The 15121-nt window shown below is 32.8% G+C and carries 18 protein-coding genes; 7 read left to right on the top strand and 11 right to left on the bottom strand.

Going from position 1 to position 15121, the window contains the following annotated elements; all coding sequences use genetic code 11:
• Positions 1-58: 58 nt before the first annotated feature.
• From ACXAG4_RS13825 to ACXAG4_RS13815, 3 genes are all read left to right on the top strand, one after another.
• Positions 59-1435 carry an MATE family efflux transporter gene (locus ACXAG4_RS13825; protein WP_475296671.1) on the top strand — a complete coding sequence of 459 codons (1377 nt, stop codon included), beginning with the start codon at positions 59-61 and terminating at the stop codon, positions 1433-1435.
• Between the two features lie 94 nt (positions 1436-1529).
• Positions 1530-1757 carry a hypothetical protein gene (locus tag ACXAG4_RS13820; protein ID WP_475296670.1) on the top strand — a complete coding sequence of 76 codons (228 nt, stop codon included), beginning with the start codon at positions 1530-1532 and terminating at the stop codon, positions 1755-1757.
• A 76-nt stretch (positions 1758-1833) separates the two neighbouring features.
• On the top strand, positions 1834-2406 hold the full coding sequence (locus tag ACXAG4_RS13815; protein ID WP_475296669.1) for a phosphatase PAP2 family protein: 573 nt from the start codon (positions 1834-1836) through the stop codon (positions 2404-2406).
• On the opposite strand, the gene meaB is transcribed toward ACXAG4_RS13815, so the two are convergent.
• Together meaB and ACXAG4_RS13805 are read right to left on the bottom strand one after the other, a co-directional pair.
• Positions 2403-3476: a methylmalonyl Co-A mutase-associated GTPase MeaB gene (gene meaB / locus ACXAG4_RS13810; RefSeq protein WP_475296668.1), complete on the bottom strand. Its 1074-nt coding sequence runs from the start codon at positions 3474-3476 to the stop codon at positions 2403-2405. The genes ACXAG4_RS13815 and meaB overlap by 4 nt on opposite strands.
• A gap of 43 nt (positions 3477-3519) precedes the next feature.
• On the bottom strand, positions 3520-4077 hold the full coding sequence (locus tag ACXAG4_RS13805) for a DUF2911 domain-containing protein (protein ID WP_475296667.1): 558 nt from the start codon (positions 4075-4077) through the stop codon (positions 3520-3522).
• 175 nt (positions 4078-4252) lie between these two features.
• On the opposite strand from ACXAG4_RS13805, the gene ACXAG4_RS13800 reads away from it, so the two are divergent.
• From ACXAG4_RS13800 to ACXAG4_RS13790, 3 genes are read left to right on the top strand one after another with little or no spacing between them, the layout of a single operon-like run.
• Positions 4253-4804, top strand: coding sequence for an RNA polymerase sigma factor (locus tag ACXAG4_RS13800; protein WP_475296666.1), 552 nt, complete (start codon positions 4253-4255; stop codon positions 4802-4804).
• A complete protein-coding gene (locus ACXAG4_RS13795) occupies positions 4788-5372 on the top strand; it encodes a hypothetical protein (RefSeq protein WP_475296665.1) in 585 nt (194 codons plus the stop codon). Before ACXAG4_RS13800 ends, ACXAG4_RS13795 begins: the two co-directional genes overlap by 17 nt.
• 12 nt (positions 5373-5384) lie before the next feature.
• Entirely contained in the window at positions 5385-6926 is a 1542-nt protein-coding gene (locus tag ACXAG4_RS13790) for a hypothetical protein (protein ID WP_475296664.1), read from the top strand.
• 7 nt (positions 6927-6933) lie between these two features.
• Here ACXAG4_RS13790 and ACXAG4_RS13785 read toward each other — a convergent pair whose 3' ends face one another.
• The 8 genes from ACXAG4_RS13785 to ACXAG4_RS13750 form a co-directional block, all read right to left on the bottom strand.
• Positions 6934-7614: a GNAT family N-acetyltransferase gene (locus ACXAG4_RS13785; RefSeq protein WP_475296663.1), complete on the bottom strand. Its 681-nt coding sequence runs from the start codon at positions 7612-7614 to the stop codon at positions 6934-6936.
• Positions 7615-7700: 86 nt separating this feature from the next.
• The gene (locus ACXAG4_RS13780; protein WP_475296662.1) at positions 7701-7979 is read right to left on the bottom strand and encodes a pyrimidine/purine nucleoside phosphorylase; all 279 of its coding nucleotides are present in this window, start codon (positions 7977-7979) and stop codon (positions 7701-7703) included.
• Complete coding sequence (gene miaA / locus ACXAG4_RS13775) at positions 7972-8892, bottom strand: tRNA (adenosine(37)-N6)-dimethylallyltransferase MiaA (protein ID WP_475296865.1); 921 nt, start codon at positions 8890-8892, stop codon at positions 7972-7974. The genes ACXAG4_RS13780 and miaA overlap by 8 nt, the downstream gene beginning before the upstream one ends.
• Before the next feature lie 15 nt (positions 8893-8907).
• Positions 8908-9753 (bottom strand): ion transporter, encoded by an 846-nt coding sequence (locus tag ACXAG4_RS13770; RefSeq protein ID WP_475296661.1) that lies wholly within the window; start codon positions 9751-9753, stop codon positions 8908-8910.
• Positions 9754-9797: 44 nt separating this feature from the next.
• Positions 9798-11162, bottom strand: a complete 1365-nt coding sequence (locus ACXAG4_RS13765; RefSeq protein WP_475296864.1) for an exonuclease domain-containing protein — start codon at positions 11160-11162, stop codon at positions 9798-9800.
• A gap of 32 nt (positions 11163-11194) precedes the next feature.
• Positions 11195-11872: a YggS family pyridoxal phosphate-dependent enzyme gene (locus tag ACXAG4_RS13760; protein WP_475296660.1), complete on the bottom strand. Its 678-nt coding sequence runs from the start codon at positions 11870-11872 to the stop codon at positions 11195-11197.
• Positions 11872-12762: a 3-hydroxybutyryl-CoA dehydrogenase gene (locus ACXAG4_RS13755; RefSeq protein WP_475296659.1), complete on the bottom strand. Its 891-nt coding sequence runs from the start codon at positions 12760-12762 to the stop codon at positions 11872-11874. The genes ACXAG4_RS13760 and ACXAG4_RS13755 overlap by 1 nt, the downstream gene beginning before the upstream one ends.
• Positions 12763-12764: 2 nt before the next feature.
• Complete coding sequence (locus ACXAG4_RS13750; RefSeq protein ID WP_475296658.1) at positions 12765-13724, bottom strand: Gfo/Idh/MocA family protein; 960 nt, start codon at positions 13722-13724, stop codon at positions 12765-12767.
• 169 nt (positions 13725-13893) lie between these two features.
• On the opposite strand from ACXAG4_RS13750, the gene ACXAG4_RS13745 reads away from it, so the two are divergent.
• Positions 13894-14535, top strand: coding sequence for a protein-L-isoaspartate(D-aspartate) O-methyltransferase (locus ACXAG4_RS13745; RefSeq protein WP_475296657.1), 642 nt, complete (start codon positions 13894-13896; stop codon positions 14533-14535).
• 41 nt (positions 14536-14576) lie between these two features.
• Here the strand turns inward: ACXAG4_RS13745 and ACXAG4_RS13740 are convergent, their stop codons facing one another.
• On the bottom strand, positions 14577-15119 hold the full coding sequence (locus ACXAG4_RS13740) for a pyridoxamine 5'-phosphate oxidase family protein (RefSeq protein ID WP_475296656.1): 543 nt from the start codon (positions 15117-15119) through the stop codon (positions 14577-14579).
• Positions 15120-15121 lie beyond the last annotated feature (2 nt).

Here is a 15121-nt window from a genome sequence, read left to right as displayed (position 1 = left end):
TCAAATCTTGTTTCTATAATTACTAGCCTGTAACAAAGGGATACTTTACTTTTGCAAAATGCAATTAAAACACTACACAAAAGAGTTTAAATACAATTGGCAATTAGCGGCACCAGTTATGTTAGGTATGCTTGGGCATACCTTTGTGAGTTTTGTTGATAATATAATGGTTGGCCAATTAGGTACAGCAGAACTTGCCGCGGTTTCATTAGGTAACAGCTTTATGTTTATAGCCATGTCTTTAGGTATTGGCTTTTCTACAGCAATTACACCTTTAATTGCTGAAGCAGATGCCGAAAATAATTTTTTAAAAGGAAAATCATCTTTTAAACATGGTCTTTTTTTATGTACTGTTTTAGGTGTGTTGTTATTTTTAGTAGTGTTTTTTGCAAAACCTTTAATGTATTTGATGCAACAACCCAAAGAGGTTGTTGAGTTGGCTATTCCATATCTAGATTTGGTGGCTTTTTCTTTAATTCCGTTAATAGTTTTTCAGGCGTTTAAACAATTTAGTGATGGCTTGTCTATGACAAAGTATCCTATGTATGCCACCATAATTGCTAACGTAATAAATGTACTTTTAAATTATATTTTAATTTTTGGTAAGTTTGGTTTTCCGGCTATGGGTATTGTTGGTGCTGCCTATGGTACCTTAGTTTCAAGATTTGTAATGGTAGCCTATTTATGGTATTTATTAAAAGGAAAAGAAAAATCTAAAAACTATGTAACCAGCATTAAGTTTTTTGTTTTAGATAAGTTAATGCTAACTAAAATAATAAATTTAGGAGCACCAAGCGCCATGCAAATGTTTTTTGAAGTGGCCATTTTTACCGCAGCCATTTGGTTAAGTGGTTTGTTAGGTAAAAATCCGCAAGCGGCAAACCAAATTGCTTTAAACTTATCATCAATGACGTTTATGATAGCCATGGGGTTAAGTGTGGCTTCAATGATTAGAGTTGGAAACCAAAAAGGACTTAAAAATTATTTTGAGCTTAGGCGTATAGCCTTTTCTCTATTTTTAATGGGTACCATGTTTGCTGTGTGTTTTGCATTATTATTTTTTGCTTTACACAAACAACTGCCCAAATTGTATGTAGATTTAAATGATGCCGAAAACCTAATAGATAACACAGAAGTAATTACAATAGCTGCAAAGTTATTAATTGCATCGGCTATTTTTCAAATAAGTGATAGTATACAGGTTATAGTTTTAGGTGCTTTACGTGGCTTGCAAGATGTTAAAATACCTACAATAATTACCTTTGTTTCTTATTGGTTGGTGGGGTTTCCTATAAGTTGGTTTTTTGGTAAAGCCCATATGTATGGTAGTTTTGGTATTTGGTTGGGCTTATTGGCTGGTTTATCTACCGCCGCAGTTTTGCTTTATATTAGGTTTAATTACTTAACTAAAAAATTAATTGTAGAAGCACAGTAATTTGTAAATTTACATAGCAAAAAATGCAATGCTAACATAGTATTGGCTATTTTTACACTGTTTTAATACATGTTTGTAAATTAACTTAACAACAATGGCACTACCAAAATTTATTTTAGGTGATAATTCTGAATTTCCAACAGCTATTTATGTAATTCATACAGAGTTTCCTAGGTTTATTATTAATCTTGAAGATGATGAAGTTGAATGGTTTGAAGATTTTGATGCTGAAGACCAAAAAGAACTTGAAACCGAAACCGAAAATGCCATTACGTTAGCTACTGAATGGTATGATGCCGAAATTGAAAAATACAGCGAGTAACCGCGTTAGGGATTGAAGCAAGTTACCGTGTAACGCGTAAAGCCCGACCCAAAGGGGAACGCCCAAATTTTATTTTATGTTAGAAAGCATATTAAAGTACGATACGGAATTATTTATTTTTTTAAACAACCTTGGTTCTCAACGTTGGGATAGTTTATGGTTAATTATTACAGATAAATTAACATTTGCACCGCTTTATGCTATTTTATTGTTTTTACTTTATAAAAAGTTTGGTTGGAAAGCATTGCTTATTTTTATAGTAGTAGTGGCACTAATGATTACCTTTACAGACCAAATTACCAACGTGTTTAAACGTGGTTTTGAAAGGCCAAGACCTTGTAGAGATGAGGCTGGTTTATTTGATAAAATACGCTTTATTGCTGTGCGTTGTGGCAAATATGGGTTCTTTTCTGGGCATTCTTCAAACTCAATGGCGGCGGCAGTTTTTGCAGGTTTAACTTTAAAGCCATATTATAAAAACTTAATTTTTATTTTGTTATTTTGGAGTGCTGTGGTGGCTTATAGCCGTATTTATGTAGGTGTGCACTACCCAACAGATATTATTTGCGGTTTAACCTTTGGAGCTATTTCTGGGTTTTTATTCTACAAACTTGGGCAATTTTTAATTAAAAAATACATTACAACTTAGGTGAGGTTTAACAAAACATCGGCTGCTGCAAATGGTGTTGTTTGGTTGGTTTCAATAAGGTGTAGCTGTTTTTTTAATGCGGCTTTTATTTTTGGTGTATTAAAAAAGTCTGACTTTAATTGTGCTTCTATGGTTTGAATAAGCCAGTACTTGTTTTGTTCGTTTCGTTTTAAATTAAAATAATTGTTGGCTTTTGTGGTTTTAATATATGCTGAAATATTATTCCAAATAGTATCAATACCTTCGTTTTTTAAAGCACTACAAATAGTAACTGTTGGTTGCCAACCTGATGCTTTTGTAGGGTAGAAGTGAAGTGCTCTTGCAAATTCTACTTTGGCATTTTTTGCGGCTTGTAGGTTGTTGCCATCGGCTTTATTAACGGCTATGGCATCGGCCATTTCAATAATACCACGTTTTATACCTTGCAACTCATCACCTGCACCCGCTAATTTTAATAGTAAAAAGAAATCTACCATACTGTGCACGGTTGTTTCGCTTTGTCCAACACCAACAGTTTCAATAATTATAACATCAAAACCTGCGGCTTCACATAATGTAATGGTTTCTCTTGTTTTTCTGGCTACACCACCAAGTGTTTCACCAGATGCTGATGGCCTTATGTATGCGTTTTCATCTTTAACTAAGGCTTCCATTCGGGTTTTATCGCCTAAAATGCTACCTTTAGTAACGCTACTACTTGGGTCTATGGCTAAAACAGCAACGCGTTTTCCTTGGTTAGTTAAATATTTTCCAAAGGTTTCAATAAAAGTGCTTTTGCCTACACCAGGAACGCCTGTAATACCAATTCTAATAGATTTATTGGCGTGTGGTAAGCAAGCTTTAATAATGTTTTTGGCTTTTTGTATGTGGTTTGGGTTTTGGCTTTCAACCAATGTTATGGCTCTACTTAAAGCGGTTATATCTTTGTTTAAAATAGCCAAAACAAGAGCGTTATTATCAAGCTGTTGGTTGCGTTTAGCTTTTAGTTTTTTTATAGCGTTTTTGTTGGTGATTTCAGTTGCTGAAATTCCATCAGTTTCTTGTAAAGCTGTTTTTTTGGGCGTTGTCACTTAGTATAAAGGTTTATACGCTAAGATACGCAAAATAAACCCCTTAATTTTTTAAAGGAACGGCAATTTTTGTGTCATCCCAAGCCATGGTTAGGTAAAGCTTATCAGTAGAATTATCAAAAGCAATGGTGAATTGTTCAACGGTGCCATTAATTTTTTGTACTGGCACATTAACGTTTACAACATCGTAATTGGGGTCCCAAAGCGGATTCATTTCAGAGTCTACACCCCAATCATATTGTTTGGTGTTAAACATAACGGTCCATACAGAATCTTTTGGTACGGTCCATAACGTGTATTTACCAACGGGTAAATTTACGCCATTAATTTCAAGCGGTTTGTTGGTTTCAAACGTAGTAGCTTCGTTGGCTCCGGTTCTCCAAACTTTATTAAAAGGTACTAAGGCACCAAAAATTTCACGCTCTTTTTTAAAGGGTCTGTTATAAAACACTTTTAGCCTTAAATCATTCAATTCAAATTTTACAGTATCTTTAGGACTCAGGCGTTTATCAAAAATATTTTCAACAAAAACAGAATATAATAACAAGCCTAAAGCAATTATAGAAAGCAGTATTAATATTCGTTTTAAAAAGGTATTCATGTAGCAGTGTTTTTTAAGCAGCAAATATAATTTAAAACTATTAACTGCTAAACTGCTAACGTATAATTATTGTGTTTTGTTATTAATTTCAAAAAAAAATATGATGTTTTGCAACACTTTAGTTTTTGTATCGTCTTTCAAATAAACTAACGCAAACCAAAAGTAAAAAAATAACATGTTTCAAGTTAACATTATTGAACAATGTAAACAGAACAACCGTAAAGCACAACTGCAGTTATACAACCAGTACTGCAATGGTATGTATATTGTTGCTAAACGGTTTTTGAAAGATGCAAATGATGCTGAAGATGTAGTACAAGAGGCCTTTATTAAAGCGTTTTCAAAACTAGATCAGTACAAAGCCGAAGTTACTTTTGGGGCATGGTTAAAACGTATTGTTGTTAATAAGAGTATCGATTTTTTAAAAGCCAAAAAACAAGAGCTCGTAGAGTTAAATGATGTGCATTTAAAAGTTGTTGATGCACCAATAGACAACAAATGGTTAGTAGATGATGCTATAACACTAAACGATGTAAAACTAGCAATAAATAAACTGCCAGATAAGTACCAGTATGTGGTTATGCTTTATTTAATTGAAGGGTATGACCATCAAGAAATAGCAGATATTTTAAACATATCTGAAGTAGCATCAAGAACACAATTATCTAGAGGAAAAACAAAATTGCAAGAATTATTAACACTTAAAAATCATGGCAAAAGATATTAGAGAGTTATTTGAAAATAACAAAATAACGCATGAAACGATGCCCGATAATCATGAATTGCGATTTATTAAAAAGTTAGATGAGGCTTTACCTGTAACCAAAACTAAAAACACTGGTTGGTTACGTATAGCTGCAAGTATTGTATTGGTAATGGGGTTAAGTTTTTCGGCCTATAAAATAATTTACAGTCCACAGCCACAGCCCATAAACACTAATAATGTTGTTAATACACTAACTATTGAAACAAAAACTTTGGGAGATATTTCACCAGGATTAAAAAAGGTTGAAGATTATTATTTGGCAAGTATAAATTTAGAACTATCTAAAATTAAATATACCCCAGAAACCAAAGACCTTTTTGATGGTTATATTGAACAATTGGCAGAACTTGATAATGAGTATAAAACACTCTCGGAAGAACTCACAGAATCTGGTCCAACAGAGCTTACCATAAATGCTTTAATAGATAATTTAAAATTACGTTTAAACCTATTGTATCGTTTAAAATCACAATTAAAAACACTTTCGCCCTCTCAAGCTGGTACAGAGGCAGAAGCACAATCAATCTAAAAAAATCAAAAAATGAACAAATCAATTATACAACTAGCAATAATAGTTATAGCATGTTTTGCGCTTGGTAGCTTGCAAGCGCAAAACAAACAAACAAAAGTATCACAATCTATAAAAGTAAATAAAGATGTAAATATAGATTTGAATACCAGCTATTGTAACATAGTTTTTGATACTTGGAACAGAAACGAAGTAAGCATTGAGGCCTATATTGAAGGTGATAATATTAGTGATAATGCACTGCAAGAAGTTTTAAACAATTGGCATGTAGATGTTGATGCTACAAATAACCACGTAAGTATTAATGCCAAAAGCTCAGGCAAACCAACAAAGGTTTGGTACGCAACACCAAATACTTATACAGATGACGATGGTTTGGTAAATATAATTTTAGATGAATTAAAATATGAATTGGCAGATTTGCCCGATGTTATTTGTGAAAGTATTAGTAGCATACAAATACCTGAAGTACCAGAAATACCAGCATTACCCGAAATGCCAAAGATGCCTAAATTGCCAAAATTACCAAAAGGCGCAGACCATGTAGCTTTTGATTATGATGCTTATAAAAAAGATGGTGAAAAATATTTAGAAGAATACTCAAAAAAGTTTGAATCTGTTTATGGTGAAGAATACGCTAAAAAAATGGAAGCTTGGGGTGAAAAATTTGGAAAAGAATGGGGCGAACAATTTGGAGAGCGTATGGAGGCTTGGGCCAAAAATTTTGAAAAAAATTGGAATAGCGAAGACTTTGAAAAGCAAATGGAAGCATGGGGAGAACGCTTTGGAAAACAAATGGAACAACAGCATAAAGCAAGAGAAGAAGCAGCAAAAGCTAGAGAAAAAGCACAAGAATTACGTGAAAAGGCTAGAGTAAAAGCCATGGAACAACGTGAAATACAACGTGAAAAACGCGATCAGCTTATTGAAAAAAGACGTATAATAGTTGAAAAATTAGCAAACAAAGAAGGTAGTATACCTGTTAAAAAAACAATTAAAATTAAACTACCAAAAGGAGCCAAATTAAAGGTGAATGTTAGGCATGGTGAAGTAGAGTTTGCATCGGCCGAAAATTTAAAGGCAAACTTATCACACACAAAATTTATAGCACAAAGCGTTAATGGAGGTTCTACTTCCATTAATGCTTCGTATTCGCCTGTTTATGTAACCAACTGGAATTTAGGTGAACTAAACTTAAACCATTCTAAAGCTGTTGAAATTGGTAATGTTAAGCATGTAGTGTTAAATGCAAATTCATCAAATATTACTATTGATAGTTTGCAAGGAAATGCTATAATAGATTGTAATATTGGCGATGTAAATATTTTTAAAATAGATGATACTTTTACCAACTTAAACATAATACTTCAAAACAGTAATGCCCTAATAGCATTACCTAAAGCAAGTTGTAATTTGCAATATAAAGGTAATAGGTCTAGGTTAGCGCACCCCAAAAAGGAAAGCGGCAATGTTTCAACCTTTACTGCAGGTAGTTTAGGTAGTGGTAAAAGTATAGTTGTTAACGCAAAATATAGTACGGTTGTTATGGAATAAAATTACTTTACGCCCTACTAATTAACCAATAATGCATTTTTCTTCTTTCAACAAAGCCTAATTTCTTATACAAATTTATAGGTCCTACATTGTTTTCATCTACGTGTAAAAACGGTATTTTTTTGCTTTCAATTATTTTTTTAGCGGTATGTGTTATTAGCTGTTTAGCATAGCCATTACCTGTATGCTCTGGGTGTGTTACAACGGCACTAATTTCGATAAAATTACTTGTTTGCATACGCTCACCTGTTATGGCTACTAACTGGTTGTTTTTGTAAATTCCAAAATAGCGACCAAGCACATTTGTTTTATTTTTAAAAAAATGCGGATATGCAATTTTTATTAGTGCTAACAAATCTGTGTGGTGTGTTGCGTTTAATTGAATAATATTTTCTGAAATAGGATTATTAAAAGGTTGTTGCGCTACCATTTGTAAGCCAACATATTTTTTTATTTTAAAACCATCAGGCAGTAAAGGTTTATTGCCTACAATAAAGAACTCATCAATTAGTTTAGCGTGTTCAAAAATGGCGCTTTTGGTGTCTTCAATATTAGTGAAAGCACCAAAAGGCGCATATTCTGGTTTAAAAAACTTTACGTTTCCGTAGTTAATACAGTAATTTGTATGAGTGTCAACCAAAGTGCTCCAAACAGGATTATCTAAAGGTGTTTCAGAAACTATATTCATATATTAAAGATATAATTTTTAAATAAATTTAGTTGATTTGAGCGGTTAACCAAAGTTGAAAAATACTAAACGTATTACCCTAAAAACTACTCATATTTACATAAATAAGAAGAGTCTTCTAAAGCGTATACTTTAAAGGTTATACCAGAAGGAATTTCACAAACATCAAAAATACCATAAGGTTTTCTAACATCATTAGGTAATTCAATTTCCCAACTACCTGCAGTTAAAGTCATCCATTCTTTGGTAGATGTGTTAAACTCGTATTCGCCTTTTAATAATACGCCAGCAGTAAATTTACCTTGTGTATTATTAAATGCTAAAGATTTTGCGTTTCCGTTAAAATACTCATTTACGTTAATCATTGTTTAAGTTGTTTTTTATAGTGTTTATAATTGTTTCAGTGTTTGTTGTGTAATCAAACCAAAAGGTGTTTTGGTTTTTTTTAAACCATGTGAGTTGTCTTTTGGCAAATCTTCGGGTGTTTTTTTTAATTTCAGAAATTGCAAAATCTAAAGTGTGTTCACCTTCAAAATATTTAAAAATTTCTTTATAACCAACCGTATTTAAGGCGTTTAATTCTTTATGGGGTAAAAGTGTTTTTACTTCATTTAATAAACCGGTTTTAACCATAATATCTACACGTTGGTTAATGCGGTTGTAAATAACATCTCTTTGGGCCATTAAGCCAATAGTTATGGTTTTAAATGGTCGGTTTTTTTTGGGGTTGCTTAAAAAAGATGAATAGGGCTTGCTTGTGCCTATACAAATTTCTAAGGCCCTTATAACGCGGTGTGGGTTTTGAATAGCAATACTGTTGAAGGCTTTTTCGTCTAGTTGTTTTAATTGATTTTGTAAAGTTTCAAGACCTTGATTTTGTAATGTTTTATTGAGGTTTTCTCTTATAGAACTGTCAACATCAGGAAAATCATCTAATCCCTTTGTTACAGCATCAACATAAAGCCCAGAGCCACCAACCATTATTACAACATTGTGAGTTTTAAAAAGTGTATTTAAGGTGTTTATAGCATCTTTTTCAAAAGCACCAACATTGTAGTTTTCATGTATTGATTTGTGGTGAATAAAATGGTGTTTAGCCGCAGCCAACTCAGTAGCAGTTGGTGCCGCTGTGCCTATGTGCATTTCTTTAAAAAATTGCCTAGAATCTGCCGATATTATTTCGGTATTAAAATATTGCGCCAGTTTTATACTAAGTGCTGTTTTGCCAATGGCAGTTGGCCCAATAACAGAAATTAAATATTTAGTATTAGTTTTGATAGGTTTATTTTGAATTTAACGGTGTAGTTTTTTGCCGCAGTTATAGCAAAAATCGGCATTGTCTTTATGGTTTTCGGCAAGACAATTTAAACAACATTTAGAGTTTAAACTAACATTGTTTTGTGAGTTTTGTTTTTCGTTTTTAGTTTGGGCGGTGTATTCGGCCGTAACAATGCCTGTTGGTACTGCAATAATGCCATAACCTAAAACCATTACTAATGATGCTATAAATTGCCCTAAAGGTGTTATGGGAGAAATATCACCATAACCAACAGTAGTTAAGGTAACAATACACCAGTAAACACTGGTTGGTATTGAGGTAAAACCAGATTGGTTTCCTTCAACCAAATACATAATGGTGCCTAGTATTATTGATATTATTATTACTGCAAATAGAAATACGGATATTTTAACCCTGCTTGCTTTTAAGGCTTTTATTAATGCGTTTGAGGCGCCAAGGTAGCGTACTAATTTTAAAATTCTGAAAACGCGTAATAAGCGCAATGCACGAAGTGCTACTAACGCTTGTATGCCACCAAAGGCTAATGAAATGTATTTTGGTATGGTTGATAATAAGTCTATTACACCGTAAAAACTACATATGTATTTTAATGGTTTTTTTACGGTTACTACGCGCGCTATGTATTCTATAGTGAAAAGTATAGTAATTATCCATTCTAAAACGTCTAAAATATTGTGGTATTTGGCATCAATACTTTCAACGCTTTCAAGCATTACAAGTAAAATACTTGCAATTATGGTGTAAAGTAAAATAACATCAAAAAGCTTACCTGCTTTGGTATCTGCTTCATAAATAATTTCATGAAGTTTATCTTTCCAATGTTTTTTTTGTGTGTTCATTAATTCAAAAATAGTAAAGAAAATCAGTTTTAAAATTATTGCCTTTAAGGTAACTGTATAATTTTCATTTTTTTATATCGTCTTAAATAACTTTGTATTATGTGCTGAGTATCTCTATTATTTGCCATGGGTGTAATAATTGATTTTAAAACGTCAATATTATTTATTTGATAATTTAAATTATAAAAGCCTAAACCAACAAAAACACCATTTTCAATAACAATGGCACTACGCTCATCAACATCTCTTCCGCGATCTATAATTACCATATTTTTATTGGCGTAGCTGTTTTTAGTAATTAGATTATTTACACGTTTGTTGTAACTTTCAGGCGGTTCTTTTTCAATACAAGCACCATTGCATAATTTTACTTCGTAATTAAAACAGCTGGTTTTTGTTTTGTATAAGCCCGCTAGCTTTTGGCAAAGGTTATATTCTTCAACAGCATTGGTGATAAAACTTTTGCCGCTTTGCCTGTTACTAAAGGTGGTTATTGGTTTTTTACGTCCGTCTGCCTTATCAATTTTTAAATTTATATAGTTATTTTCATCAACAAAACTATATAGTGCGTGGGTAAAAATGGTTCTTCGTAAAGCACGGTTAAAAATAGGTTTAACACGTTTAATTTCTTCGCTTTCTTTTAAAAGTGCTACAAGTTCACTACCAGTGGCTTCGTAAGTTACAGAACTTACGGCTGCTTGAATTTTTTTTGATTTTGGATTAGTACCCGTAAAATGCTGATTTATACGTTTTTTTATGTTTTTACTCTTGCCAATATAAATTATTTCACCTTCGGCATTATGAATATAGTAAACACCTGTAATTGATGGTAAATTGGCAATAATATCAATATGTTTAGGTTCAAGCTGACGTTTAGGGTTGGCTCTTACAGAATTTTTAATAATATGCTTTTCGGTGTCCTTGGCAAGTAATAATTTAAAAAGCTTAACGGTAGCTTGCGCATCTCCCGATGCTCTGTGTCTATCGGAAACCGGAATGCCTAATGCCCGCACTAATTTGCCTAAACTGTATGATTTTTGCCCCGGAATTAACTTTTTTGAAAGCTCTACGGTGCAAAGTGATTCTCGTTCAAACTCAAATCCTAATCGGCTAAATTCTGTTCGTAAAATACGGTAGTCAAATTGGGCATTGTGTGCAACAATAATACAGTCTGTTGTAATTTCAACAATACGTTTAGCAACTTCATAAAATTTAGGAGCGTTGCGTAGCATATTACTGTTTATACCTGTTAAATTAACCACAAAAGGTTGTATGTCTCTTTCAGGGTTCACTAAACTTATAAACTGATCTACCACTTCATGACCGTCATATTTGTAGATAGCAATTTCAGTAATGCCTTCCTCATTATACTTGCCGCCAGTGGTTTCTATGTCTAGTATTGCGTAAATTTGTTAAAAGTTAAAAGTTAAAAGTTAAAAATTTAATTTTGCTCACTATAATTACGTGCTCCAAAAATACTACTACCAACTCTAACCATAGTGCTTCCGCAGGCTATAGCTAATTGATAATCGCCACTCATACCCATTGAAATGGTTTCTAATTGGCAGTTTTCAGTTTTAAAAGCTTTTAAATTATTGAATGTTGATTTTAATAGTTTGAATTCATTTTCAATTTGAACAGTATCATCGGTAAATGTAGCCATACCCATAACACCCGTAATTTTTATGTTTTTTAATGTTGAAAAGACTTCAGATTGTAATATTTCTGAAGCTTCAGAAGGAGCCATACCAAATTTAGAATCTTCTGAAGCTATTTTTATTTGAAGCAAACAATTAATAACACGGTTGTGTTTTAGGGCTTGCTTGTTAATTTCAGCAAGTAATTTAAAATTATCTACACCATGAATTAAACTAACAAAACTAGCCATATATTTTACCTTATTGCGTTGCACATGCCCAATCATATGCCATTGTATATCTTTTGGTAGTGCTTCATGTTTTTCGGCCATGTCTTGTATTTTATTTTCGCCAAAAATGCGTTGTTTGGCATTGTAGGCTTCTAAAATATCAGAAATTGGTTTTGTTTTTGAAACGGCTACCAAGGTTACATGGCTTGGTAGTGTTGCTTTTATATTTTCAAGGTTTTGTGTTATAGTCATTATTTTGAAAATTGAGCAGCTATTTTTTCGGCTTTTTTACTTTCAGAATAATCATAAAAACCTTCACCAGATTTTACACCTAATTTACCTGCGCGTACCATATTTACTAATAGTGGGCAAGGAGCGTATTTAGGGTTTTTAAAGCCGTTGTACATAACGTTTAAAATAGATAAACACACATCTAAACCAATAAAATCTGCTAATTGTAATGGGCCCATTGGGTGTGCCATACCAAGTTTCATAACCGTATCAATTTCTGTAACACCAGCTACACCGTTGTAAAGTGTTTCAATAGATTCATTAAGCATTGGCATTAATATACGGTTGGCCACAAAGCCTGGGTAATCATTAACTTCAACAGGTACTTTTCCTAAAGTTTTTGATAACGCCATTATGGTATTAGTTACTTTGTTACTGGTGTTGTAACCACGAATAACTTCTACTAATTTCATAATTGGTACCGGATTCATAAAATGCATACCAATAACGTTTTCTGGTCTGTTGGTTACTGCTGCAATTTCAGTAATTGAAATGGATGATGTATTGGTTGCTAAAATAGTTTCAGCATCACAAATTCCATCTAATTGTTTAAAAATTTTAAGTTTTAAGTCTATGTTTTCGGTAGCAGCTTCAACCACTAAATGCGCATTTTTTACAGCGTCATCAATAGCAGTAAAACTTGTAATATTATTTAGTGTTTTGGTTTTTTCTGCTTCTGTAATTTTTTCTTTAGCCACCATTCTATCTAAATTTTTAGCAATGGTAGCTAAGCCTTTATCAAGAGAAACTTGGTTTATATCAACTAGCTTAACGTTAAAGTTACATTGAGCAAAAGTATGTGCAATGCCGTTACCCATGGTGCCGGCACCTATAACAACAATGTTTTTCATAATTAAAAATTATTTATTATTTGGTTTGCAACGCGTAGCGCTTCGGTGCCATCATGAAGTGTAACAACGGGCGTTGTGTTGGTGTTAATGGCATTTGCGAAAGCTTCTAACTCATCTAAAATGGCGTTGTTTTCAGTAATTTTAGGGTTATCAAAATATATTTGTTTTTTTACGCCTTCGGCATTTTGAAGTACCATATCAAAATCGCCTGGGTTTTCTGGGGCGTCTTTCATTTTAACAACTTCACATTTTTTATCTAAAAAATCTACTGAAATGTAAGCGTCTTTTTGAAAGAAACGTGCTTTACGCATTTTTTTAAGCGAAATTCTACTAGCTGTTAGGTTGGCAACGCAACCGTTTTCAAACTCTAAACGTGCATTGGCAATATCTGGCGTGTCACTAATTACTGAAACACCACTTGCTGATACTTGTTTTACTTTAGATTGTACAATGCTTAAAATAATATCAATATCATGTATCATTAAATCTAAAACTACAGGAACATCGGTACCTCTTGGGTTAAACTCTGCAAGCCTATGTGTTTCAATAAACATAGGTGATTTTATGTCATTTCTTACAGCTAAAAACGCAGGGTTAAAGCGTTCAACGTGGCCTACTTGACCTCTTAAATTATGTTTGGCAAGTAACTCTCTAATATGTTCAGCTTCTTCAACAGTATTGGTTATGGGCTTTTCAATAAAAATATGTTTCCCTTTTTCAATGGCTTTTTTTGCGCAATCGTAGTGTGATAGTGTAGGTGTTACAATATCAACAACATCAACAGCATCAATAAGCGCATCAATTGATTTAAAGAACTTATAGCCAAATTCTTTTTCAACTTTTTTGCCATTTTTTTCATCGGCGTCATAAAAGCCAACAAGATTATATTTAGTAGATTGTTTTAAAAGTCTTAAATGTATTTTTCCTAGGTGGCCAGCACCTAGTACACCAGCGTTTAGCATAATATTACGTTTTCAACAAAAATAACATATTTAAAAGATGATTTTAACCATTTGCGGTTAAAATTTAAGTTTAAATACAGAATTTTTTTACCGTTAATAAATTATTAATAATATTATTTTAACCTTTAAAATGTTTAACTAATTTTAGCCTTGTAAACAACCAACAATATTGAAAGATACTTTTAAACACAAAGGGTTAAGGCAGCAACTTGTTAATGTTGTAAAAGCCAAAGGAATAGTTAATGAAGCCGTTTTAAAGGCCATAGGTAATGTGCCTAGGCATTTATTTATGGATTCTAGTTTTTTAGACCATGCTTACCAAGATAAAGCGTTCCCTATTGCGGCAGACCAAACTATTTCTCAGCCATACACAGTTGCGTTTCAAACAGAATTATTACAGGTTAATAACGGCGATAAAATTTTAGAAATTGGCACAGGTTGCGGCTACCAAACAGCCGTTTTGTGTGAGTTAGGAGCCAAAGTTTATAGTATTGAAAGACAAAATGAACTGTTTAAAATAACAAGCAAGTTTTTACCAAAGTTAGGTTACAGAGCTAAAAAACTAATTTTTGGCGATGGTTATAAAGGCTTGCCAGATGAAGCCCCATTTGATGGTATTATTGTAACTGCTGGCGCACCTTTTGTGCCAAAGCCTTTACTTGGACAATTAAAAATTGGCGGACGTTTGGTAATTCCTGTTGGTGATGATGTGCAGGTTATGAATCTTTTTGTAAGAAAAGGCCCTAAAGCGTTTGAGCAGCATGAATTTGGCGAGTTTAGGTTTGTACCAATGCTAGAAGATAAGAATTAGTTTTTTGTTTGAAGTTTTAAATATCTCAAATACAAAAAAAATTAGTTTAAAAGACCAGTTTCAAAACCGTCAATACTTGTAGTATTTTTATCTTTTTGGTATTTTTTTATTTTTTCTTCACCTTGTTTTTCGGCCCAATTATTTAGTTGTAGGCGTTCTTCTTTAAAATCCATAAAAGGTACTGCAAATCCGCAAGAAGTTTGTAGTGATTCTATATGCATTTCAATAATTTGTCGTGTTCCTGCTATTTTATCAAAACGTGTTATATGGTTTTTAAATTGCGCATCGCGTTCATGGTAAATTTTGGCAGTGCCATATAATCTTAAAATTAGCGGTTTGCCTTCAAAAGCACAAAACATAATAGTCATGCGGTTGTTTTTTAGTAAATGCGCCGCTGTTTCATTACCACTACCGGTTAGGTTTAACCATGCAATGGTGTTTTTATTTGTAATTCTAAACGTGTCTAAACCTTTGGGTGATAGGTTAATTCTACCTTCATGAGCCGCTGTAGCTACAAAAAATATTTTTTGATTTTCAATAAATGTTTGAAGTTCAGGAGTAATTTCAGTGTAAAATTTAGACATGC

It is taken from the genome of Seonamhaeicola sp. ABD4_175, assembly GCF_056160885.1.
Note: the sequence above shows the minus strand (reverse complement) of the source record. Positions and strands in the feature narration are given on the sequence as shown.